At 74.0% G+C, this 22173-nt stretch carries 22 protein-coding genes; 13 read left to right on the top strand and 9 right to left on the bottom strand.

The annotated features are described in order from the left end of the window. Positions 1-187 precede the first annotated feature (187 nt). Positions 188-754 (top strand): YceI family protein, encoded by a 567-nt coding sequence (locus tag AWH51_RS01190; RefSeq protein ID WP_063070311.1) that lies wholly within the window; start codon positions 188-190, stop codon positions 752-754. A 133-nt stretch (positions 755-887) separates the two neighbouring features. Here the strand turns inward: AWH51_RS01190 and AWH51_RS01185 are convergent, their stop codons facing one another. From AWH51_RS01185 to AWH51_RS01175, 3 genes are read right to left on the bottom strand one after another with little or no spacing between them, the layout of a single operon-like run. Then, on the bottom strand, positions 888-1841 hold the full coding sequence (locus AWH51_RS01185; protein WP_063070310.1) for an alpha/beta hydrolase: 954 nt from the start codon (positions 1839-1841) through the stop codon (positions 888-890). Then, the gene (locus AWH51_RS01180; protein ID WP_063070309.1) at positions 1838-2878 is read right to left on the bottom strand and encodes an FUSC family protein; all 1041 of its coding nucleotides are present in this window, start codon (positions 2876-2878) and stop codon (positions 1838-1840) included. Before AWH51_RS01180 ends, AWH51_RS01185 begins: the two co-directional genes overlap by 4 nt. 52 nt (positions 2879-2930) lie before the next feature. After that, entirely contained in the window at positions 2931-6392 is a 3462-nt protein-coding gene (locus AWH51_RS01175; protein WP_063070308.1) for a DNA polymerase III subunit alpha, read from the bottom strand. Positions 6393-6504: 112 nt separating this feature from the next. On the opposite strand from AWH51_RS01175, the gene AWH51_RS01170 reads away from it, so the two are divergent. The 3 genes from AWH51_RS01170 (at position 6505) to AWH51_RS01160 (ending at position 9689) form a co-directional block, all read left to right on the top strand. Continuing rightward, positions 6505-7872 (top strand): glucose-6-phosphate dehydrogenase, encoded by a 1368-nt coding sequence (locus AWH51_RS01170; RefSeq protein ID WP_063070307.1) that lies wholly within the window; start codon positions 6505-6507, stop codon positions 7870-7872. Further along, the gene (locus tag AWH51_RS16410) at positions 7770-8249 is read left to right on the top strand and encodes a dienelactone hydrolase family protein (RefSeq protein ID WP_254654422.1); all 480 of its coding nucleotides are present in this window, start codon (positions 7770-7772) and stop codon (positions 8247-8249) included. The genes AWH51_RS01170 and AWH51_RS16410 overlap by 103 nt, the downstream gene beginning before the upstream one ends. 108 nt (positions 8250-8357) lie before the next feature. Further along, positions 8358-9689, top strand: a complete 1332-nt coding sequence (locus tag AWH51_RS01160) for an LCP family protein (RefSeq protein ID WP_063070306.1) — start codon at positions 8358-8360, stop codon at positions 9687-9689. Between the two features lie 76 nt (positions 9690-9765). Here AWH51_RS01160 and pnuC read toward each other — a convergent pair whose 3' ends face one another. Continuing rightward, positions 9766-10464, bottom strand: a complete 699-nt coding sequence (pnuC, locus tag AWH51_RS01155) for a nicotinamide riboside transporter PnuC (protein WP_063070305.1) — start codon at positions 10462-10464, stop codon at positions 9766-9768. 116 nt (positions 10465-10580) lie between these two features. Beyond that, positions 10581-10907 carry a DUF6504 family protein gene (locus AWH51_RS01150; protein ID WP_237583510.1) on the bottom strand — a complete coding sequence of 109 codons (327 nt, stop codon included), beginning with the start codon at positions 10905-10907 and terminating at the stop codon, positions 10581-10583. A 252-nt stretch (positions 10908-11159) separates the two neighbouring features. On the opposite strand from AWH51_RS01150, the gene AWH51_RS01145 reads away from it, so the two are divergent. Then, positions 11160-12026 carry an aldo/keto reductase gene (locus tag AWH51_RS01145; RefSeq protein WP_063070304.1) on the top strand — a complete coding sequence of 289 codons (867 nt, stop codon included), beginning with the start codon at positions 11160-11162 and terminating at the stop codon, positions 12024-12026. Positions 12027-12090: 64 nt separating this feature from the next. Here the strand turns inward: AWH51_RS01145 and AWH51_RS01140 are convergent, their stop codons facing one another. Then, on the bottom strand, positions 12091-13188 hold the full coding sequence (locus AWH51_RS01140; protein WP_063070303.1) for an App1 family protein: 1098 nt from the start codon (positions 13186-13188) through the stop codon (positions 12091-12093). A 39-nt stretch (positions 13189-13227) separates the two neighbouring features. Further along, positions 13228-13959, bottom strand: coding sequence for an SOS response-associated peptidase (locus AWH51_RS01135; RefSeq protein ID WP_063070302.1), 732 nt, complete (start codon positions 13957-13959; stop codon positions 13228-13230). Positions 13960-14149: 190 nt separating this feature from the next. Between AWH51_RS01135 and AWH51_RS01130 the strand changes: the two genes are divergently transcribed. From AWH51_RS01130 to AWH51_RS01095, 8 genes are all read left to right on the top strand, one after another. Continuing rightward, entirely contained in the window at positions 14150-15079 is a 930-nt protein-coding gene (locus AWH51_RS01130; RefSeq protein ID WP_063070301.1) for an ABC transporter ATP-binding protein, read from the top strand. After that, entirely contained in the window at positions 15076-15774 is a 699-nt protein-coding gene (locus tag AWH51_RS01125; RefSeq protein WP_063070300.1) for an ABC transporter permease, read from the top strand. The genes AWH51_RS01130 and AWH51_RS01125 overlap by 4 nt, the downstream gene beginning before the upstream one ends. Further along, a complete protein-coding gene (locus tag AWH51_RS01120) occupies positions 15771-16496 on the top strand; it encodes an ABC transporter permease (RefSeq protein ID WP_063070299.1) in 726 nt (241 codons plus the stop codon). Before AWH51_RS01125 ends, AWH51_RS01120 begins: the two co-directional genes overlap by 4 nt. A gap of 14 nt (positions 16497-16510) precedes the next feature. Then, entirely contained in the window at positions 16511-17437 is a 927-nt protein-coding gene (locus AWH51_RS01115) for an ABC transporter substrate-binding protein (protein ID WP_063070298.1), read from the top strand. A 145-nt stretch (positions 17438-17582) separates the two neighbouring features. Then, the gene (locus tag AWH51_RS01110) at positions 17583-18035 is read left to right on the top strand and encodes a DUF3618 domain-containing protein (protein ID WP_254654423.1); all 453 of its coding nucleotides are present in this window, start codon (positions 17583-17585) and stop codon (positions 18033-18035) included. Beyond that, positions 18032-19252 carry a type III polyketide synthase gene (locus tag AWH51_RS01105; protein WP_063070322.1) on the top strand — a complete coding sequence of 407 codons (1221 nt, stop codon included), beginning with the start codon at positions 18032-18034 and terminating at the stop codon, positions 19250-19252. Before AWH51_RS01110 ends, AWH51_RS01105 begins: the two co-directional genes overlap by 4 nt. Then, complete coding sequence (locus tag AWH51_RS01100) at positions 19252-19956, top strand: class I SAM-dependent methyltransferase (RefSeq protein ID WP_063070296.1); 705 nt, start codon at positions 19252-19254, stop codon at positions 19954-19956. The genes AWH51_RS01105 and AWH51_RS01100 overlap by 1 nt, the downstream gene beginning before the upstream one ends. After that, positions 19953-21143, top strand: a complete 1191-nt coding sequence (locus AWH51_RS01095; protein WP_063070295.1) for an FAD-dependent oxidoreductase — start codon at positions 19953-19955, stop codon at positions 21141-21143. The genes AWH51_RS01100 and AWH51_RS01095 overlap by 4 nt, the downstream gene beginning before the upstream one ends. Here AWH51_RS01095 and AWH51_RS01090 read toward each other — a convergent pair. Then, complete coding sequence (locus AWH51_RS01090) at positions 21136-21990, bottom strand: UbiA family prenyltransferase (protein ID WP_254654421.1); 855 nt, start codon at positions 21988-21990, stop codon at positions 21136-21138. The two genes, AWH51_RS01095 and AWH51_RS01090, sit on opposite strands and share 8 nt — an antisense overlap. Then, positions 21987-22157: a hypothetical protein gene (locus AWH51_RS16130; RefSeq protein WP_175345442.1), complete on the bottom strand. Its 171-nt coding sequence runs from the start codon at positions 22155-22157 to the stop codon at positions 21987-21989. The genes AWH51_RS01090 and AWH51_RS16130 overlap by 4 nt, the downstream gene beginning before the upstream one ends. Positions 22158-22173: the final 16 nt, after the last annotated feature.

The following is a 22173-nucleotide window of genomic DNA, read 5'->3' as shown; positions in this document are numbered from 1 at the left end:
CCGCCACGGTACGCCCGCGCCCGGCACGGGACCGCCACGGCGAGGCGCCCGGTGGGCCCGGCGCGGACCCGCCGCGGGAAGTGCATGAACTCGCAAATGGAATCGGGAATGGATGCGAGATCCATGCGCTTGCATACCTTCGAGGCCGTCGGCCCGCACCCCATGACCCCGCACGAGAGGCACGCACATGAGCGACACCACCACCGTCCCCGGATACATCGCCGGCACCTGGACCATCGACAAGACGCACAGCTCGGTCGGGTTCAGTATCCGCCACATCATGATCAGCAAGGTCAAGGGCACGTTCAAGGACTTCGACGCCGAGATCGTCACCGGCGCCACGCCCGAGCAGAGCTCCGTGAAGGCCCACGCGACCATCGTCTCGATCGACACCAACGAGCCGAACCGCGACCAGCACCTCCGCACGAACGACTTCTTCGACGCCGAGAACCACCCCACCATCGACTTCGTCTCGACCGCGGTGCGCGTCGAGGCCGACGGCGACGCGAAGATCGACGGCGAGTTCACGATGCGCGGCGTCACCAAGCCCGTCACGTTCGACGTCGAGTTCGGCGGCTTCGGCAAGGACGCCTACGGCAACACCAAGTTCGGCGCGACGGCCACCGCGGTCGTGAACCGCGAGGACTTCGGCCTCACCTACAACGCGGCCCTCGAGACCGGCGGCGTGCTGCTGGGCGACAAGGTCACCATCACGCTCGACATCCAGGCGGTCCTCGCGACCCCCGCGGCCTAGCGATCCCGGCCGGGCACCGTCCCGGCCCGCTCCGCTACGGCGGATCCGGCGCCCCCTGTCCCGCGCGGACAGGGGGCGCCGTCGTGTCGCGGGGCGGCATCCCGGCGGATCCGGAGAGCCCACGCCCTCGGCGTCAGGCGGGACCGGCCGCGCCCGCCGCCGCGAGCCCGAGGGCCCGCAGCGTCTCCGCCGGGCGCTCGACGTGCGCGAAGTGGCCGGCGTCCGGGATGACCGCCGAACGGAGGTCGGGGACCACGCGCGCCAGCAGGTCGAGGTCGTCCCGGGAGACGAACACGTCGTCGTCGCCGCGCACCGCGACCACCGGGCACGCGATGCGCGCCCACAGCCCGTCGGCGTCGTAGCCGCGCGTCACCTCCGCGGCGAGGGAGAAGGCCCGTGGGCGCGCCTCGGTGGCGATGGCGTCGACGATCGAGCGGCGCACGCGCCAGCCGTGCGCGAAGAGCGGGAGGGCGATGGCGCGCATCAGCCGGATGCGGCCGACCCCGCGGATGAGCGCCGTGCCCGGGCGGCCGAGGCGGCGCATGGTGCGCATGATCCCGAGCATCATCGTGAAGCCCGGGATGACGCGGAAGGCCCGGACGGGATGCGCCACGCTCCGGATGACCGAGTACGTGGTGGGGGAGACGAGCGCGACCGACACGGCGCGGGCCGGGTCGCGCGCCGCGAGGTGCAGCGCGATGAAGCCGCCCATCGAGTGGCCGACCAGCCGCCAGCGCGCGTAGCCGAGCCCGTCGACCACCCGGGTCACGGCGTCGGCGATGGCGTCGACGGTCGCGTCGGCGTCGGCGGCGTCGAGCGCGGAGCCGCCCCAGCCGGGCAGGTCGATCGCGACCACGTCCGCGAACGGGACGCCGGCGTCCCGCGCGGTGCGCAGGAGCGGCGTCCACGTGGTCCACGACCCGGCGGCGCCGTGCAGCAGGACGGTCGCGGTGTCGGATCCGCGGCGCGCCACGTGGTGGTGCCGCACGACCCCGAGCGGCGTGGGCGTCGTGCCGCGGACGAGGCCGGCCGCGCGCGGATCCGGGTCGAGCTCGAGCGGGCTGTAGCCGGGCAGCGGCCGCGTCACTCCGCGCCGCCGATGATCTCGGAGCGGATGCGGCGGATGTCCTCCAGCAGCGAGCCGATGAGTATCCAGTGCTCCTCGTTCGGCTGCAGCACCACGAGCGGCGCCGTGAGCGCCGGCTCCTCGTGCGCGGCGTCCGCGGCTCCGCCTCCCGGCAGCGCGTGCTCGGCGAGCAGCCGCACGTCGTGGGCGGCGCGCGTCAGCTCGGTCGCGATGCCGCGCACCACGGGCTCCTCCGCGAGCGACGCGTCGTAGCGGTCGTGCACCGCGCGCGTCATGCCGACCACGCGATTGACGAGCACGGTGAGGGTCGCGAGCAGCTCCCGGTCGGCCTCCAGCAGCGCGCGGTGCCGACGGCGGAGCGGGTTCAGCGTGAGGCTCTCGAGGCCGCGGTCGACCTCGGCGACCGCCTTCGTGTGCCGCGGCCGGAGCTCGCGGGCGCGCACGAGCATGCGGTCCAGCTCCTCGCGGTCGACGGGCTCGGCCAGCGCGCCGGCCAGCCGGTCGAGCGCGGCGGCGCAGTCGCCCGCGAGGCCGATGACCGCGCGGCGGCTCGCCTCGTGCAGCACGGGCGGGGCGATCGCGATGTTGACGACCACGCCGATCGCCGCGCCGAGGATCGTCTCCACGATGCGGTCGACCGCGTACACGGGCGAGAGCTGCCCGATGGCGAGCACGAGCATCGCGCTGATGGGGATCTGCGTGCTCGACCCCGGCGTCAGGCGGAACACCCAGCCCACCAGCACGGCGACGACGACCGCGAGGAGCACCACCCCGCTCGACGTGCCGAGGGCCAGGCCGAGGACGAGCGCGAGCAGCACCCCGGTGATCACGCCCAGGCTGCGCTCGACCGCCTTGCCGAAGGTCTGGTTGATGCTCGGCTGCACCACGAGCAGCGCGGCGATGGTCGCGAAGATGGGCAGCTGCGCCGGGAGCAGGGCGATGCACACGAACCAGGCGATGATCGCGGCCACGCTCGTCTTGACCACCTGGACGAACGGGATCCGCGTGGTGGTGCGGACGGTCGTGGTGATGCGCACGTGCGGCCTCCGGCGGATCTCGGGTACCCCATCATCCCGCGGGCCGACCCGCTCAGGCGACCTGGGCCGCGTCGTCCATCCCGTCGGCGCCGCCCGCGCCGCCCTGCCGCCGCGCGTCCTGCCAGCGCGCCCACATCTCCTTCAGGTCCCACGCGTCCTCCGCCTGGATGGAGACGCCCCGCTCGCCCGTGCGCCGGGTGCGCCCGCGGATGACGAGCAGCCGCGTGCCGAAGAGCATGGGCCCCGCCTTCTGCTGCGCCTCGTCGAAGAAGGTGGAGTCGGAGCAGCCCGAGCCGTCGTCGAGGCTGATGAAGACCACGCGCTTGCCGCTGCGCATGGGCGGCGTCTGCGTGGCGATGCGGATCCCCGCCACCACCACCTCCGAGCCGCTGCGCACCTCCAGCAGCTGGCTCGCCGGGATGACGCCGAGCTCGTCGAGCATCGGGCGGTAGCTCTCGAGCACGTGCTCGGTGACCTCCATCTGCAGGATGTCGAGCTCGGCGGCGACCCGCGCCCGGCCGTCGGGGTCGGGCGAGCCGCGCGGGATGAGGTCGCGGTCGTCGACGAAGAGCGGCAGCTGGCCGGCCGGATCCGCGGGCCGGGCCGCCCGCGCCGTGAGCCGCCGCACGTACGCCATGACGTCGCCGCGCGACGCCGGACCCCGGGCGCCGGCGGCGGTGCCGCCGGCGTCGTCGGCGGTGCCGCCGGCGTCGTCGGCGGACGCGGCGAGCGGGTCGAGCGCGCCCACCGCGGCGAGCCGCTCGAGCAGCGCGCGCGACGGCTGGGCCTTCGCGTAGAAGTCGGAGATGGAGTCGAAGGGCTGCCCGGCGACGATGCGCGCCGTCTCCGCCTCGCTCATGCCGTGCACGTCCTGCAGCGACAGCCGGATGCCCAGCTCGCCGATGCGCGTGCGCCCCGTGGTCGCCTCGCCCTCCACGCGCTCCACCCGGTAGGCGTCCGTGGACCGGTTCACGTCGAGCGGCAGCACGGGCACGCCCATCCGCCGTGCCTCGGTGAGCAGCAGGCGCTTCGGGTACATGCCGGGGTCGTGCGTGAGGATCCCCGCGAGGAACTCCGCCGGGTAGTGCGTCTTCAGCCACGCGCTCTGCCAGGTGGGCAGCGCGAACGCCGCGCCGTGCGCCTTGCAGAACCCGAACGAGCCGAAGCCCTTCAGCGCCTTCCAGATGCGCTCGACGTCGGCGTCGGAGAACGGGCGGCGGCCCGTGCGGCCGTCGACGTGCGTGGTCGTGCGCTCCCGGAACGCCTGCTCGACGACGGTGTCCTGCCGCTCCATGTTGCGGCGCAGCTCGTCGGCCTCCGCGAGGGAGACCTGCATGCAGTCGGCGAAGATCCGGATGACCTGCTCGTGGTAGATGACGACGCCGAAGGTGGGCGCGAGGAACGGCGCGAACCGCGGATGCAGGTAGTCGGGCCGTGTGATGCCGTGCTTCGTGTCGAGGAACGGCGCCACCATGTTGCCCTTCATGGGCCCCGGCCGGAACAGCGAGATGTCGGCGATGAGGTCCTCGTAGACGTCGGGCTGCATCTTGCCGATGAGCTCGCGCTGGCCGGGCGACTCGATCTGGAACATGCCGAGCGTGTGCGTGGTGCGGATGGCGGCGAACGTCTCCTCGTCGTCGTGCGGGATCTCGTCGAGCTCGATGCGGCCGTCGCGGTGCACGTAGCGCGCGTCCACCGGGATGCCGCCCGCGACCGCCGACCGCGTGCCGTGGATGCGGTGGATCTCGTCCAGCGCGTACGCCATGGTGCTCTGCATCCGCACGCCGAGGATGTCGAGCTTCAGGAGCCCCATGTCGTCGATGTCGTCCTTGTCGAACTGGCTCATGGGCAGGCCCATGCCGCTCGGCTGCACCGGGGTGGTGCTCAGCAGGTCGGAGTCGCCGAGGATCACGCCGCACGGGTGCATCGAGATGTGCCGGGGGAGCCGGTCGAGCCGCTCGGTGAGGTCGACCAGCAGGTCGATGCTCGGGTCGTCCCGCACGAGGTCGGCGATGGGCTTCAGCTCGGGCTTCGTCTCGAGCACCGCCCGGAACTCGCGCGCGTTGAAGCGCCAGATGTTCTTCGCGATGAAGTCGATCTGCTGCTCGTCGAGGTCGAGCGCGAGCCCCGCGTCGCGCGCGGCGCCCCGGGCCCGGTAGGTGTTCTGCATCGACAGCAGCGTGACCCGGTTGCTGCCGTACCGCTCGAACACCCGGTGGTACACCTCGTGCCGCCGCGCGGACTCCACGTCGATGTCGATGTCGGGCAGCGTCGAGCGCACCTTGCCGAGGAAGCGCTCGAAGAGCAGGTCGTGCTCGAGCGGGTCGACGTTGGAGATGCGCAGGAGGTAGTTGACCAGGCTGCCCGCGCCGGATCCGCGCGCCTGGTTGCGCACGCCCATGTCCCGCATGAGCGAGCACACGTCGGCGACCGTGAGGAAGTAGGTGGCGAAGCCGAAGCCCGTGATGGTCTGCAGCTCGGTGCGCATGCGGGCGAGCACGCGCTGCCGCATGGCCTCGTCGACGTGGCCGAACCGCTCGGTGACGCCGGCCTCGGCCTTCCGCCAGAGCGCCTCGTCCGGGTCGCCCGTGACCCCGATGACCTCCTTCTCCGGCAGCTTCGGCTTCCGCCAGGCGAGGTCGGCGTCCGGATCCAGGCGGCAGCGGTCGGCGAGCTCCTCGGTGGCGCGCAGCAGGGCCTCGCCGGCGCGGCGGTCGAGGGAGGAGGCGCCGGCGATCTCACGCGCGATCCCCTGCATCTCCTCCGGGGTCTTCAGCCACGCCTGCCCGTTGGGCTGCGGCCGGAACGAGCCGAGCGGCCGGAGCGTGCCCGCGGAGTCGAGCACGTCGCCCGTGAGCGCGTCGTCGGGCTCGAGGTAGCGGACCGCGTTGGTGAGGACGGCCGGGACGCGGTGCGCGTCCGCGAGCTCCAGCATCCGGGCGGCGTGGCGGAGGCTCGCGGCCTCGCCGGGCTCGGTGTAGTGGCAGACCACCTCGACGGCGATCGCGCCCGGCAGGAGCCGCGCCCACTCCGTGAGGTGTCGGGAGGCGAGCGCGTGGTCGCCCGCCGCGACCGCGCGGCCCACGTCCGAGTCGGGCCCGAGCAGGACGGTGCCGACCGGCCCGTCCTCGCCGAGGAGGAACCCGGGCGGCCGGGTGCGGGAGATGCCCGCCTGGGCGCTGCGGGCCGTGCTGCGCGCCGTGCCCCGCCCGTGGCTCGCGCTGATGAGCCGGCTGAGCGCCGCCCATCCCTGGCCGTGCGTGCCGCCGTGCGCGAGCACCGTGATCCGGCCCGGGTGCTCGCCCGTGAGACCGAGCTCCGCGCCGACGACGGGGGAGACGCCCGCGGCGATCGCGCGGCGGATGTGGCGGACGGCGCCGTAGAGCCCGTCGCGGTCGGTGATGGCCGCGGCCGACGCGCCCCGGGACGCGACCTGGTCGACCAGCGCCTCGGGCGCCGTGGTGCCGAAGTGGGCGGAGAAGGCGGACGCGACGTGCAGGTGGGTGAAGCTCACGCGCGCCTCCCGACGGATCTGCCGCGCCCTCCCGGGCACGAGGTTCGAACGGATGTTCGACTCGCCCAGTGTAGGTCGGCTCCCGCGCGGCCGCGACCCGTAGTCTCGGAGGATGACCAGCGAACCCTCCACCCTCGTCATCCTCGGCGCCAGCGGCGACCTCACGGAACGCCTCCTCCTGCCGGGTCTCGGCAGCCTCGTGGCGAGCGACAGGGGGCGTCGGATCCAGCTCATCGGCACCGGCCGGAGCGAGCGCGGGGCGGACGAGTGGCGGAAGACCGTGAAGGCGGCGTTCGACTCGGTGGACGCGAAGGGGCGTCGCGCGGCGGGCATCGTCTCGTCCACGAAGTACATCCAGGCCGACCCCACGGACCTCGACGACCTGAAGCGCATCCTCGACGCATGCGAGGGCGCGCCGGCCCTCTACTTCGCGCTGCCGCCGGCCATCTCCATCGCCGTGTGCGAGAAGCTCGAGCAGCTCGACCTGCCGGAGGGCACCACGCTGGCGCTCGAGAAGCCCTTCGGGTCGAACAGCCGCACGGCCGCCCAGCTCAACCGCCAGCTGCTGAAGCTCGTGCCGGAGGACCGCATCCACCGCACCGACCACTTCCTCGGCCTCTCCACGGTGCTCAACCTCGTGTCGCTGCGCTTCGCCAACCGCTTCTTCGAGTCGGTGTGGAGCGCGAAGGACATCGAGAAGGTCGAGATCCTCTACGACGAGACGCTCGCGCTCGAGGGCCGGGCGGCCTACTACGACAAGTCGGGCGCGCTGGTCGACATGATCCAGAGCCACCTGCTGCAGGTGCTCGCGGTCTTCGCCATGGAGCCGCCGGCGAGCATCGACCCGGACGACCTGCGCTCGAACATCGCCTCCGTGCTCCGCGCCACCGAGGTGTGGGGCAACGACCCCGTCGCGCACAGCCGCCGTGCCCGCTACACGGGCGCCACCATCGACGGCACCCGCATCCCCGCCTACGCCAAGGAGGAGGGGGTGGATCCGGCCAACGAGACGGAGACGCTCGCCGAGGTCACCTTCGGCGTCGCCAACGCGCGCTGGGCCGGCGTCCCCTTCCGCCTCCGCTCGGGCAAGGCCCTCAAGGAGGCGTCGAAGCGCATCATCGTCACCTTCAAGCCCGTGGCGCACCTGCCGCGCGGGCTCCACGGCCCGGCCCGGCCCGACCGCCTCATCATCGACCTGAAGCCCGACGGCATCTCGCTCGAGGTCACGATGGACGGCACGGGCGAGCCCTTCACCCTCACGCAGTCCACGTTCCGGGCCGAGTTCGCGCAGCCCGAGCTCACGCCCTACGGCGAGGTGCTCGACGGGATCCTCGCGGGGGACCCGCGGCTGTCCGTCCGCGGCGACGTGGCCGAGCGGTGCTGGCGCATCGTCGCGCCCGTCATGCGCGCCTGGAAGGGCGACCGCGTGCCCATGGCCGAGTACCGCGCGGGCTCCACGGGCCCGACCGCCTGGCGCTGACCGGCGCCGGCCGGGCCTGCACGGCGTGCTGGCGGTCCCCGACGGCGAGGGCCCCTGGCCCGCGGTCGTGGTGGTTCACGGGCCCTTCTGCGTGCCCGATCGTCGCGAGCTACGGCGGACGCGACCGGCAGCTGGCGGGATCCGCCGACCGGCTCGCCGCCGCCCTCGTCGCGCACGGGATCGACCACGACGTGCGCGAGCACCCGGACGCCGGGCACGCGTTCCTCGACGACGCGGAGCCGGGCCCGCGGATCCTCCGCCCCGTGCTGCGCGCGCTCGGCATGGGCACGGAGCCCGCCTCGGCCGCGCACGCCTGGCGCCGGATCGACGCGTTCCTCGACGCGCACCTGCGCGGCGGGGAGCGCGCGGGCGCATAGCGCATCCGGCCCGCGTGCCGATGGGACTCTCCACCGGGCTCGGCTAGCCTGTGGATGATCCGGGTGCCCGAGCCCGGCGCTCCCCACCCGGCGACGAGAGATCCATCCATGCAGCACGCCCCCCAGAGCACCCGCGCCGATCGGGCCCGCGTCCGCGGCATCGCCCGCCACGGTCGGCTCCGCGCCCCGAGCGCCGGTCGCACGGTGATGAAGGGCGTGGCGGTGACGGCGGTGGTCGCCCTCGTGAGCACGGTCTCGGTCGTGGGCATCGCCGCCTGGGACCTCTCCCGCACCGTCTCCGCGAACCAGGTCGACATCTCCGGCGGCCAGGCCCTCCCGCCGTCCCTCGGCGGCATCGACGGCGGCGCGAACATCCTCATCGTCGGCAGCGACAGCCGCGCCGGCCAGGGCGACGGCTACGGCGCCGCGAAGGACGTGGGCACGGCCTCGCTCAACGACGTGACGATGCTCCTGCACATCAGCGAGGACAGCAGCCGCGCGACGGTCATCTCCTTCCCCCGCGACATGCTCGTCCCCATCCCCGCCTGCGAGGGACCGGACGGCACGAAGTACCCGGCCAGCGCGCGCGCCCAGCTCAACGAGTCGCTGACGCGCGGCGGCTTCGAGTGCACCGTGCGCATGGTCGAGGGCCTCACGGGACTCGACATCCCGTACGGCGGGGTCGTGCAGTTCAACGGCGTGGTGGAGATGTCCAACGCGGTCGGCGGCGTCGAGGTCTGCGTGGCCAACGGGATCTACGACAGGAAGACCGACCTCGCGCTCGATCCGGGCCCGCACACCCTCCAGGGCAAGGACGCGGTGCAGTTCCTCCGCACGCGCTACGGCGTGGGCGACGGCAGCGACATCTCGCGCATCGGCAACCAGCAGGTCTTCCTCAGCGCGCTCGTCCGCACGATCAAGAGCGCGGACACGCTCACGAACCCGGCGAAGCTCTACGGCATCGCGCGCGCCGTGGTCGACAACATGCAGCTGTCGACGTCGCTCGCCGACCTCGACACCCTCGTGTCTGTGGCGCTGACCTTCAAGGACATCCCGCTCGACGACGTCGTGTTCCTCCAGTACCCGGGCGCGGTCCTCGCCAACGGCCGCGTGCAGCCGGACGAGGCGGCGGCCGCGCAGCTCGTGAGCCTGCTCGCCTCCGACGCGGACTTCTCGCTCGGCCAGCCGGCTCCGAGCGACGATGCCGGCAGCGTGCCGGGCAGCAGCGTGCCGGGCAGCAGCGTGCCGGGCGCGGGGACCCCGACGCCGCCCGCCGAGGCCGCGCCGCCCGCCGAGGCCGCGCCGCCTGCCGAAGGCGCGCCGCCCGCCGAGGGCGCGTCGCCGACGACGCCGCCCACCCCGACCTCGGAGGTGCTCGACCCGAGCATCACCGGGCAGACGGCGGCGCAGAGCACCTGCTCCAACGGCCAGGGTCGCTGACCGCGGGCTCGCCGACCGGGGGATCGCCGACCGGGGGATCGCCGACCGGGGGATCGCCGACCGGGCCGACCTCGACCTAGCGCTCGGCGGGCGCCTCGACGACGCGCGGATCCGGGAACGCCGTCTCGACCGCGGGCGCCGCGGTGCCGCGGGCGCGCATCCACACGAAGAAGCCCGTGAGGGTGAAGGCGCCGTAGAAGACGTACATGAACGCGGACGCGTAGTAGCCGGCGCCCACGAGCAGCGGCACGCCGACGAGGTCGACCGCCACCCAGATGAGCCAGAACTCGACCCAGCCCTTCGCCATGCCGTAGGTGGCGAGGAGCGAGCCGACGAAGATCCAGGCGTCGGCCCACACGGGCTCGTAGGAGCCGAGCGCGCGGAACAGCGGCGTGAGGAGCGCGGTGCCGCCGACGAGCGCGACCACGAGCAGCGCGCGCTGGCGGCCGGACGCCCAGCGCGGCACGACGGGTGCGCCGCCGTGGCGGGCCTGCTGCCAGCGGTGCCAGCCGTAGACGGACACGGCGATGAACATGATCTGGCGCCCGGCCTGGCCGAGGAGGTTCACGGGGTTCGGCGTGCCGAAGACGGCGCCGAGGAAGACGGTGAAGAGCAGCACGTTGCCGACGATGCCGACGGGCCACGCCCAGACCTTGCGGCGCATGCCGCCGAGCGCGCTGGCCAGGCCGAACAGGTTGCCGACGATCTCGCGCCAGAGCACGACCTGGTCGCCGATGCGGAGCTGCGCGTCGAACAGCCACTCGAGTGCCGCCATGCCGGGTCCCTCCGTGCGCCGCGATCCGGGTGACCGCGTGCCGGCGCCGTGCGCGGCGCCGAGGGGTCCAAGGCCGGGACGCCGTCGGCTATTCCCCGCGTCACCCACAGCCGCGCTCAGGCGAACAGGCGCGTGTCGAGCTCCTCGTCCGACGCCGTGACGAGCGACCACCTGCCGCGCCCGTCGACGCTCAGGTCGAAGGACCCGTCGACCCGGCGCGCTCCCGTGGTGAGCGGCACGGCCTCGACGCGCCACATCCGGAGCTCGAGCAGGTGCCCGCTCGCGCCGCGGGGCGCGCGGCCCGTGCGCTGCCACCAGTCGACCCGCGCGATCCACCGCTCGGGCGAGCTGACGACGCCGTACACGACGCCCCGCCAGGTGAACCGCAGCGGCGAGCCGTCTCCCGAGAGCTCGACCTCCACGTCCTCGTCGATCCGCATCATGCCGCTCCTCCCGTCGTCGCGCCGGCCGCGCCTCGTGCGTTCGAACGGGTGTTCGAACGTCTGGTCCGAGTGTAGGAACGCGCGCCGACATCCACGAGGGGAGCGGGCGGATCCGCCTCACCCTCCACCGGAGCCTGAGGGTCTCGTGCTCGTCACGCGCATCGGGCATGGATCCGGCGACCCGTGCGTTGGCACCAGGGTCCCGAGGGCGGCAGACGCCTCCCTCGTCATCGACACCCGAGGAGGGTCCACATGACCGACACCACCACCGCAGCCGGCGCATCCGGCACGTTCACCATCGGCGGCGACCTGCCCGTCGTCCGTCTCGGCTACGGCACCATGCAGCTGACCGGCGAGGGCGTCTGGGGCGCCCCCGCGGACCCGGCCGAGGCCGTCCGCGTCATCCGCCGCGCCGCCGAGCTCGGCGTCACGTTCTTCGACACCGCCGACTCCTACGGCCCGTTCGTCGCCGAGGAGCTCCTCAAGGAGGCGCTCCACCCGTACGCCGATGACGTCGTCGTCGCGACCAAGGGCGGGCTCACGCGCCCCGGCCCCGGCGACTGGCGCCCTGTCGGCCGCCCCGAGTACCTGCGCCAGCAGGCCGAGCTGAGCCTCCGCCACCTCGGCCTCGAGCGCATCGACCTGTACCAGCTGCACCGCATCGACCCGGCCGTGCCGCTGGAGGACCAGATCGGCGTGCTCAAGGAGCTGCAGTCCGAGGGCAAGATCCGCCACATCGGCCTGTCCGAGGTCTCCGTCGACGATGTGAAGGCGGCGCGGGAGATCGCCGAGATCGTCTCCGTGCAGAACCTCTTCAACCTCGCCAAGCGCGACGCCGAGCCGCTGCTCGAGTACGCCGAGGCCGAGGGCCTCGCGTTCATCCCGTGGTTCCCGCTGGCGACCGGCGAGCTCGCGAAGGACGGCGGCCCGCTCGACGCCCTCGCGAAGCAGCACGACGCGAGCCCGTCGCAGCTCGCGCTCGCCTGGCTCCTGCGCCGCTCGCCCGTGATGCTGCCGATCCCCGGCACCAAGTCGGTCGGGCACGTCGAGGACAACATCGCCGCGGCGGCCATCGAGCTCACCGACGACGAGTTCCAGGCGCTCACCGACGCCGTCTGATCCACCCGCACACGCGAGGGCCCCGCAGGAGATCTCCTGCGGGGCCCTCGTCGTGGTGCGGGGACTAGGTGCCGATGCGGGTGCCGGAGTCGTCGGCGAGGCCGAGGTCGTCGAGCTGGGCGAGGAGGCTCGCGCCGTCCGGGGCGTAGACCCACGGGACGCTGCTGTCGAGCGCCCGCTCCTCGGCCTTGGCGCGGCCGCCCGCCAGCACGGCCTCGCCGGCGCTGAGCTGGCGGATGAGCACGACCTTCACGTTGTCGGGGTTCCGCTCCGCGAACTCGCCGTAGAGCAGCTCGTCGTGCTGGCCGTCGTCGCCCGCGAGGATCCACTTGACGCGCGGGAACTCCTCGGCGAGCCGCTGGAGGTTCAGCCGCTTGTGCTCCATGCCGCTGCGGAACCAGCGGTCGACCGTGGGACCCCAGTCGGTGAGGAGGATCGGGCCCGGCGGGTACAGGTTCCGCGACAGGAAGCGGGTGAGCGTCGGCGCCACGTTCCAGGCGCCGGTCGAGAGGTACAGCACGGGCGAGCCCGCATGCCGCACGCGCAGGCGCTCGTAGAGCACGGCCATTCCGGGCGTGGGGGTCCGCGCGTGCTCGTCGAGCACGAACGTGTTCCACGCGGCGAGGAAGGGCCGGGGGAGCGCGGTGACCATGACGGTGTCGTCGACGTCGCTGAGGATCCCGGTGCGCACGTCGTCGCCCACGATGAACACCGGGGCCTCGACGGTCTCCGACCCCTCGGAGCGGATGCGGATGGTGTGCCACCCGCTCGGCAGCGCCGCCTCGACGACCGTGTCGACGACGCCGCCTCGGTCGGCCCGCACGTGGTGCTCGGTGCCGTCGATCTCGACGACCACGTCGACGTCGGTGAGCGGCACGCTGGTGAAGCTCCGCCAGCCGCGGACGACCTTGTCGCCGGCCAGCGCGCGCTTGCTCTTCGGGTCGGTGAGGAGGACGCGGCAGAGCACGCGCACCCACCGGACGGATCCGTAGCCCGCGTACGGGATGACGGTCGGCTGGAGGCCCCGCTTGCGGGCGCGGCCCTCGCGGATCTCGTGGATGCGGTCCTCCATGCGCGCCGCCCGGTGCAGGACGGGTGCGGCGGCGGGGGACTCGAGGAGCGTGCGGGTCGCGTGCTTCTTCTTCTTCGAGGAGGGGGCCACGCGCTCAGTCAAGCAGACCCGGGCGGAGCGGGACGCCCATCACACCGGGCGGGCGAGCGCCGCGGTGTCCGGCGCGCCCTGGTCGACGCCGGGGCCGACCTCGTCCATCGCGAGCTCCTCGATGACGTCCTCGGCCTGCGCGGCCACCGCGCGTAGCAGGTCGGGCGAGCCCTCCGCCGTGGGGTCGAGCCACTCCTCGACGACGTCCGGCGACAGCACGACGGGCATCCGCTCGGCCAGCGCCTCGACCGTGCCGGCCGCGGGCCGGGTGAGGACGGCGCAGCTCAGCACCCAGCGGGCCGGGTCGTCGGTGGCGCGCGACGGATCCCGCCACCACTCGTACAGCGCCGCGAGCAGCACGACGCCGTCACCCGCGCCGACGAGGTAGGGCGTGCGGAGCCCGTCGTCGGTCTCGTGGTGCTCGTAGTAGCCGGAGACGGGGACGGCCGCGCGCCGGGAGACGAGCGCCGGCAGGAGCTCGGGCCGGGAGGCGAGGGACTCGGCGGGGACCTCGGCGAGCGGCGGGACCTGGTCCGGCCCCGGGGATCCGGCCGGGACGAGGCCCCAGCGCGCGGACTCGAGCCGGCGGACGGGCACCTGGTCCTCCGTGTCGCCCTCGGCGCGGCGGGGGAGCGTGTCCACCAGGACGGCGACGCGCTGGCCCGGCTGGATGCGCCAGGAGGGTGCGGGCACGGCGTCGCCCGCGTGGTCGACGTCGAGCAGGGCGACCAGGTCGTCGGCGGACAGGGCCCGGGCGAGGATGCGCGTCATGCCCTCCATCCTGGCCGACGCCCCGGATGCCCGGGTCCCCGGCCCGCGTCCGGTGGGCTGTCCGGCGAGCGTCCATTTGTTACGAAGTGGCGTCAGGGGAGCCGCCGGTGCGGCCGAACCGCGGCGGGCGTGGTTCGCTGGTGTGCCTGGCAAGTGTCGATTCGTAGTGCCTACGAGGAATGAGCCACCCATGATCGAGTTCCACCACGTCCGCAAGCAGTACCCGGACGGCACGCTCGCGATCGAGGACTTCAGCCTCGTCGTCCCCTCGCGGACCACGACGGTCCTCGTCGGGTCCTCGGGCTGCGGCAAGACGACACTCATGCGCATGATCAACCGCATGGTCGATCCCACGAGCGGCCGCATCGAGATCGACGGCACCGACATCGCGACCCAGGACGCCGTCAAGCTCCGCCGCAGCATCGGCTACGTGATGCAGAACTCGGGCCTCCTGCCGCACCGCAGGGTCGTCGACAACATCGCGACCGTGCCCCGCCTCACGGGCGTCGACAAGCGGAAGGCGCGCGAGGACGCGCTCCGGCTCATGGACACCGTCGGCCTCGACCGCTCGATGGCCGACCGCTACCCGTCCCAGCTCTCCGGCGGTCAGCAGCAGCGCGTGGGCGTGGCCCGCGGGCTCGCGGTCGACCCGAACATCCTGCTCATGGACGAGCCGTTCGGCGCCGTCGACCCGCTCGTGCGCGACGACCTGCAGCAGGAGCTGATCCGCCTCCGGACGCAGCTCGACAAGACCGTCGTCTTCGTCACGCACGACATCGACGAGGCCTTCCTCCTCGGGGACCAGGTCGTGATCCTCGAGAAGGGCGGCCGCATCGCCCAGCAGGGCACGCCGCAGGAGATCCTCTCGGCCCCGGCGAACGACTTCGTCCGCGACTTCGTGGGCGCCGACAAGGGCAAGCGCGCGCTCCACCTCGAGGACACCGGCACCGGCCGCGTGCTCGTCGACCGCGACGGCCGGCTCGTCGGCGTGCTCGACGGCGAGGACCGCGCCGCCCGGACCGCCGCCGCATCGGAGCGCGCCACGTCCGGGCGCGCCACGACCGAGGCGGGGGCCGCGCACGCCCCCGGTGCTCCGGCGCAGGGTGCGGGACCCGCGTGAACTGGGTCCTCGCGAACATCCAGACGGTGCTCGACCTGGCCGTCGCGCACGTGGCGCTGTCGGCGACGCCCATCATCCTGGGACTCGTGATCTCGCTGCCGCTCGGCTGGCTGGCGAACCGCTACCGACGGGCGCGCGGCTCGCTGCTCGCGGTCGGGGGCGCGCTGTACACGATCCCGTCCATCGCCCTGCTGCTGTCCATCCCGGCGATCATCGGCACGACCATCATCGACCCGCTCAACGTCGTGGTCGCCCTCAGCGTGTACGCCGTCGCGCTCATGATCCGGATCACCGCGGACGCCCTGGCGTCCGTCCCCGAGGACGTCACGCAGTCCGCCACCGCGATGGGCTACGCCGGATGGGGGCGCTTCTGGCGCGTGGAGCTGCCCCTGGCCGGGCCCGTCCTGCTCGCCGGCCTCCGGGTCGTCTCGGTGAGCACGGTCAGCATGGTGACGGTCGGGTCGCTGTCCGGCATCCAGAGCCTCGGGACGATGATCCTCTCGGGGTACCGGCGGCAGTTCTACACGGAGATCCTCACCGGGATCGTCGGCATCCTCCTCATCTCCCTCGTCTTCGACCTCCTGCTGGTCATCGCCGGTCGGCTCCTCATGCCGTGGGCCAGCACGCCCTCCCTCCGCGCGCGGTCGCGCTCCGCCCGCCGCGCCGCCCTCGTCACGGATGCGAGCGCCTCGTGAACCTCTTCGCCGAGGCGTTCGGCCTCCTCCTCGACGGCTCCAGGTGGGGCGGGGGCACCGGATACGGCACGCGCCTCCTCGAGCACCTCTCCTACACCGGCCTCGCCATGGGCCTGGCGGCGCTCGTGGCCGTGCCCGCCGGGCTCTACATCGGGCACTCGGGTCGTGGACGCAACGTCGCCGTCGCCTTCTCCGGGGGGCTGCGCGCGCTGCCCACGCTGGGCGTGCTGGTGCTCCTCGGCCTCCTGTTCGGCATCGGGCTCACCGGGCCGATCCTCACCTTCTCCGTCCTCGGCATCCCCCCGCTCCTCGCGGGCGTGTACGCCGGGATCCAGGCCGTCGACCGGCCCGCCATCGACGCCGCCCGCGCGGTGGGGATGACGGAACGGCAGATCCTCGGTCGGGTCGAGATCCCCCTGGCCCTGCCGCTCATCATCAGCGGGTTCCGCGCGGCGACCCTGCAGGTGGTGAGCACCGTCACCCTGGGCGCCTTCCTCGGCCTCGGCGGCCTCGGGCGCGACATCTTCACCGGCCTCACCACGCGGGACTTCCCGCTCCTCCTGGCGTCATCGATCCTCGTCACGGCCCTCGCGCTCGTCGTCGACGGCGTGTTCGCCGTCGTGCAGCGACTCGTCATCCCCCGCGGCGTCGTCGCCGCCGCGGGACGCACCCCCGACTCACCGCACGCCTCGTCGAGGCACGCGGTCAGCACCACCTCCTGAAAGGAACACAGCACATGTCCCACAGCATCACCCGCCGGCTCCTCGTCGGCACCGTCGCGCTGGGCACCGCGATGGCCCTCGCCGGCTGCGCGTCCGGCGACCCCCTCGACACCTCGGGCGGCCAGGGCTCCGCGGCGCCCGGCGACACCATCTCCGTGGGATCCGCCGCATTCGGCGAGAACGTCATCCTCGCGGAGGTCTACGCGCAGGCCCTCGAGGCCAACGACGTGAAGGTCACGCGCAACCTGCAGATCGGCGAGCGCGAGGTCTACCTCAAGGCGCTCGAGGAGGGGTCCATCGACCTCATCCCCGAGTACACGGGCAACCTGCTCGCGGCGTACGACACCGATTCGACGGCCGCCTCCAGCGACGACGTCTACTCCGCCCTCGGCGCCGCCCTCCCCGACGGCTTCGAGGTGCTCGACGAGTCGCCCGCCGAGGACAAGGACTCCTACAACGTCACCAAGGAGTACTCCGCGGCCAACGGCGTCACGAGCCTGTCCGACCTCAAGGGCAAGACGGTCCGCGTGGGCGGCGGCGCGGTGCTGGGCGAGCGCGAGTACGGGATCCCCGGGCTCACGAGCGTCTACGGCGCCGATGCCAGCCTCGTCACCATCGAGGACCAGGGCGGCCCCAACACCGTCAAGGCGCTCCTCGACGGCCAGGTCGACATGGCGAACATCTACACGACCACGCCGTCGATCCTCGACAACGGCTTCGTCACGCTGAAGGACCCCGAGAACCTCATCAAGGCGCAGAACGTCGTGCCGCTCGTGAAGACCGCGAAGATGAACCCCGACATCACCTCGATCCTCGACAAGGTCTCGGCCGCGTTGACCACCGAGGACCTCACGAAGATGAACCGCCGCAACCAGGGGGACGAGAAGGCGGAGCCCGCCGCCATCGCCTCCGACTGGCTGAAGGAGAAGGCCCTCTTCTAGGAGGAGCCGACCGGGCCGAGAGGCCCGTCCCGCGACGAGGGGCCGACGCACGAGCGCCGGCCCCTCGTCGCATCGCGCTCCGCCGTGCACGCGGCGGAGCACAATGGACCCACCGATGTCCTTTCCCGACGGCAGGAGCCCGCGCATGGCGAAGAAGAAGAAGTCCCCGACCGGCGAGGTGAGCGTGCTCGGTGCCGTGACGACCGTGGCCCGCGAGGTGCGCAAGCACAAGGTCGTCGCCGAGTCGGCCCCGCACGGGCAGGGGGCCGACATCCCGCCCGCGCCCAAGCGCAGCCCCGAGGAGCTGAAGCGCGACATCCGCTCCGGCCGCGACGAGCTCGCCCGCACCGTCCGCGAGCTCGAGACCGCGCTCGACGTGCCGGCCCGGGCGTCGGACCTGAAGGCCGAGGCGTCCGGCCGCGTGCGCGGCATCCGCGACGACGTCGTCGCGCGCGTCCGCAGCACGACCGACGACCTGACGGCCCGCACGCGCGCCTTCACCCGGAAGGACCCCGCCCTCGCCGCCTCGATCGGCGCGGGCGCCGTGGCCGTCGTCATCGCGGTGGGCGCCTCCGTCGTCTCCGGCGGCCGACGCTGACCGCGTCGATCCGCTCCATCGCGACGGAGGTCCCGCCGACCGTCCTCGCGCAGGAGGGGGTGCGCGACCTGTTCGGGAGCCAGCCCGAGCTCAGCCGCCTCGGGACGCGGCTCGTCTCGGCGGCGTTCGGGGCGTCCGGCATCCGCACGCGCCACACGGTCATCGACGAGCTCGGCACCGCGCCCGGCATGGCGGGTGCCGATGCTCCGGCCGCGCCGCACGCGGAGGAGCCCGTGTTCTACGACCGCGGGACCGGCCGCATCCTCACGCCCGGCACCGGCGCCCGCAACGACACGTACATCCGCGAGGCCCCCGCGCTGCTGCTCGGCGCCGCGCGGCAGGCCCTCGAGCAGGCGGCCGGGGTCGAGGCCGCCGACGTGACGCACGTCGTCACCGTCTCCTGCACCGGCTTCTACGCGCCCGGACCCGACTACGCCGTCGTCCGCGGCCTCGGCCTCGGCGCGTCCACCCAGCGCTTCCACCTCGGGTTCATGGGCTGCTACGGCGCGTTCCCGGCGCTCCGGATGGCGTCGCAGTTCTGCGCCGCCGACCCGGACGCGGTCGTCCTCGTCGTGTGCGTCGAGCTGTGCTCGCTGCACCTGCACTCCTCGGACGACGCCGACACGATCGTCGCGTCCTCCGTGTTCGGCGACGGCGCCGCGGCCGCCGTCGTCACCGCGCGGCCCGCACCCGCCGGATCCACCGTGCTCGACCTCGACGCGTTCGAGACCGTCCTCACGCCCGTCGGCGAGGACGACATGGCGTGGACCATCGGCGACCAGGGCTTCGACATGGTGCTCTCCAGCTACGTGCCGAAGATCATCGACGAGCACATCACGGGCGCGCTCGAGCCGCTGTGGGCGCAGGTGCCCGCGCTCCGGGGCGTCGCGCCCGCGGACATCGAGGACTGGGCGATCCACCCGGGCGGGCGCAGCATCCTCGACCGCGTGGAGGACCGGCTGGCGCTCGCGCCCCGCCAGCTCCAGGCGTCGCGGTCGACGCTCGCGGAGGTCGGCAACATGTCGAGCGCCACCGTGCTGTTCGTGCTCCGGCGGATCCTGCACGGCACCCCGCCCGCGTACGTCCCGGGCGTGGACGGCAGCGAGCTGGCCGCACCCGTCGCCGTCCCGGGCGCGGGTGCCGGTCGCGTGTGCGCCATGGCGTTCGGACCGGGGCTCACGGTCGAGACGTCGCTGATGACCCGCCGCATCGCCTGATGGACCTGTCCCGTCGCGACGTCGGCCTCACCGAGCTGATGGACGACCCCGACTGCGACCCCGCGGCGCTCGACCGCACGTACGCCCGCTTCGCGCTCGTCAACCGCGTCGTGGCGGGGTGGCGCGGGGTGTACCGGTCCCGGATCCGCCCGCTGCTGTCCCCGGCGCGGGAGACGACGCTCCTCGACATCGGCTCGGGCGGCGGGGACGTGCCCGTCGCCCTCGTCCGGTGGGCGCGCCGGGACGGGCTGCGGCTGCGCGTGACGGGCATCGACCCCGATCCCCGCGCGGCCGAGTTCACGCGCGACCTGCCGGCGGATCCCGACCTGACGTTCCTCCGGGCGTCGAGCGCCGACCTCGTCGGCGAGGGCCGCCGCTTCGACCTGGTGACGAGCAACCACGTGCTGCACCATCTCGACGACGCCGCCCTCGACGCGCTGCTCGCGGACTCCGCGGCGCTCGCCCCGCGCGCGATGCACGGCGACATCGCGCGGAGCCGGCTCGCGTACGCGGTCTACGGTCCGCTGTCCCGGCTGGTGGCGCGGGGCTCGTTCGTGCACGTCGACGGGCTGCGTTCGATCCGCCGCAGCTGGACGCCCGTGGAGCTCGCGCTGCGCGTGCCGGACGGCTGGCGCGTCGAGGGGGCCGTGCCCTGCCGGCTGCTCCTGGTGCGCGACCCCTCGGCGCGGGGCGCGACGCGGTGAGCCCGCGCGACGCGCTGGTCGTGGGCGGCGGGCCCGTGGGGATCCACCTCGCGGCGCTCCTGGCGCAGGCTGGCCTCGACGTGCGCGTCTGGGAGGCGCGGCCCGAGCCCGCGCGGCTGTCCCGGGCCATCGGCATCCACGCGCCCTCCCTCGACGCGTTCGACCGCCTCGGCGTGGCCGACGAGATGGTCGCCGAGGCGGTGCTCGTGCGGAACGGCATCGCGATGGCGCGCGGCCGCGCGATCGGCCGGGTGTCCTTCGCCGGCGCGTCCGCCACGCACCCGTACGTGGCGGCGTTGCCGCAGTGGCGCACCGAGGCGATCCTCGCCCGCCGCCTCGCCGCGCTCGCCCCGGACGCGCTCCGACGCGGCGTGACGCTCACGGGGCTCGACGCGGATCCGGTCGAGGCGCCCGGCGGCGGCGTCCGCGCGACGGGCCAGGACGCGGACGGCCGGCTCGTCGAGGCGACGGCGCGCCTCGTGATCGGCGCCGACGGCACGCGCGGCCGGGTCCGCGACCTCCTCGGCATCGGCGTGGACGAACGCCCGCTGCCCGACCGCTTCCTCATGGGCGACGCCCCCGACACCACGGACGGCGGCGACGACGCCGTGATCACGCTGCACCCGGACGGCGTCGTCGAGTCGTTCCCGCTGCCCGGCGGCATGCGCCGCTTCGTCGTCGGCGTGCGCGCCGGGGAGGGGGACGGCGATCCGGCCGAGATCGTCGCCGCGGCGGTGCGCGCGCGCACCGGCCACGTCGTGCGCGCCGCGGACCTCGATCCCGTGAGCGGGTTCGGCGTACGGCGGCGTCTGGCGCGTCGCATGTCCGCCGGCCGCGCGCTGCTCATCGGCGACGCGGCCCACGAGATCAGCCCCATCGGCGGCCAGGGCATGAACCTCGGCTGGCTCGACGCGGACGCCCTCGCGCCGATCCTGGTCGACGCCGTCCGCTCCCGCGACGGCGTGCCGGACGCGCACCGCATCGCCCGCTGGGAGCGCGACCGCATGTCGAGCGCCCGACGCGCCGCGGTGCAGTCGGAGATCAACACCGCGCTCGGCCGGCCGGTCCGCGGCCTCACGCGGGTCGTGCGCGACGCCGGGCTCCGCGCGGTCCTCGCGTCGCCCGCCGCCGCCGGGCTCGCGTCCGTCTACGCCATGGGCAGGGACGCGGGCGCGCGGATCAGGTGAGCTGCGTGGCGTTCGCCGCGACGAGCGCCACGAGCAGCAGCGACGCCGCCATGATCAGCCGGAACAGGAGCCGACCCGGTGGTCGCGTGACGACCAGCACCGCGCCCCACGCCGCGATCGCCAGCATCGCGACCAGGCCCGCGACGGCGAGCGGCGTCACGGCGTGCGCGGGATCGGCGAGCACGGGCCCGACCGACGCGACCACCGCGCCGAGGGCGAGCGCCCCGAAGGCGACCAGGCCCGACGGCACGCGGCCCAGCCGGTGCGGCAGGCCGCGCACGCCCGTCCGCGCGTCGTCCTCCAGGTCGGGGAGCACGTTGGTGAAGTGGATGGAGACGCCGAGCACCGCGCCCGTGGCGACGGCCCAGGCGGCGGCGGGCAGCGGATCCGGGCCACCGAGCGCCACCACGGTCGGCAGGATCCCGAAGGCCACGACGAACGGCACGACGCTCGCCGCCGTGCGCTTGAGCCCCGCGTTGTAGGCCCAGCCCGCGCCGACCAGCACCACGTGCGCGACGAGGAAGGCCGGCCCCAGCAGCGCGGACACCGCGAGGCAGGCGGCCGCCGTGCCGAGCGCGGCGGCGCGCACCTCGGCCACGGTCACCTCGCCGCGCGCGACCGGCTTGTCGGTGCGGCCGACACGGCGGTCGCGGCCCGCGTCGATCCAGTCGTTGGACAGCCCGATCGACAGCTGCCCGAGGAGCACGGCCACCGCGACGGCGGCGACGCGCCCGGGCGCGAACCCGAGGGCCGCGGCGAGGCCGGCCGCGAGCACGGTGACGGTGGCCGTCGGACCCGGATGCGAGGAGAGCGCGAGGAGCCGGATCGACCGCAGGGGGCGCCTCACGCGAGCGTCAGCCCGGAGCAGCGCGAGCGCGCGGATCCGGCGGAGGCGCCGGAGCGGGGGATCGCCGCCGAGCCCTCGGGCGCGGAGGACCGCACGGCGTGCGGGGCCGGCCGGAGGAGGGTCGCGTCCTCGTCGTCCCCGGGGACGGGCGCGATGGTGCAGTGCATGCATCGATCCTGCCGC

Source organism: Clavibacter tessellarius (genome assembly GCF_001618005.1).
In the GTDB taxonomy this organism is placed as follows: Bacteria; Actinomycetota; Actinomycetes; order Actinomycetales; family Microbacteriaceae; genus Clavibacter; species Clavibacter tessellarius_A.
Note: the sequence above shows the minus strand (reverse complement) of the source record. Positions and strands in the feature narration are given on the sequence as shown.

Bases quoted from the DNA above. Each gene is read 5' to 3' on its own strand.
- AWH51_RS01190 (WP_063070311.1), top strand. From the start codon at position 188: ATGAGCGACACCACCACCGTCCCCGGATACATCGCCGGCACCTGGACC.
- AWH51_RS01170 (WP_063070307.1), top strand. From the start codon at position 6,505: ATGACCAGCGAACCCTCCACCCTCGTCATCCTCGGCGCCAGCGGCGAC.
- AWH51_RS01160 (WP_063070306.1), top strand. From the start codon at position 8,358: ATGCAGCACGCCCCCCAGAGCACCCGCGCCGATCGGGCCCGCGTCCGC.
- pnuC (WP_063070305.1), bottom strand. From the start codon at position 10,464: ATGGCGGCACTCGAGTGGCTGTTCGACGCGCAGCTCCGCATCGGCGAC.
- AWH51_RS01150 (WP_237583510.1), bottom strand. From the start codon at position 10,907: ATGATGCGGATCGACGAGGACGTGGAGGTCGAGCTCTCGGGAGACGGC.
- AWH51_RS01145 (WP_063070304.1), top strand. From the start codon at position 11,160: ATGACCGACACCACCACCGCAGCCGGCGCATCCGGCACGTTCACCATC.
- AWH51_RS01135 (WP_063070302.1), bottom strand. From the start codon at position 13,959: ATGACGCGCATCCTCGCCCGGGCCCTGTCCGCCGACGACCTGGTCGCC.
- AWH51_RS01130 (WP_063070301.1), top strand. From the start codon at position 14,150: ATGATCGAGTTCCACCACGTCCGCAAGCAGTACCCGGACGGCACGCTC.
- AWH51_RS01115 (WP_063070298.1), top strand. From the start codon at position 16,511: ATGTCCCACAGCATCACCCGCCGGCTCCTCGTCGGCACCGTCGCGCTG.
- AWH51_RS01110 (WP_254654423.1), top strand. From the start codon at position 17,583: ATGGCGAAGAAGAAGAAGTCCCCGACCGGCGAGGTGAGCGTGCTCGGT.
- AWH51_RS01100 (WP_063070296.1), top strand. From the start codon at position 19,252: ATGGACCTGTCCCGTCGCGACGTCGGCCTCACCGAGCTGATGGACGAC.
- AWH51_RS16130 (WP_175345442.1), bottom strand. From the start codon at position 22,157: ATGCACTGCACCATCGCGCCCGTCCCCGGGGACGACGAGGACGCGACC.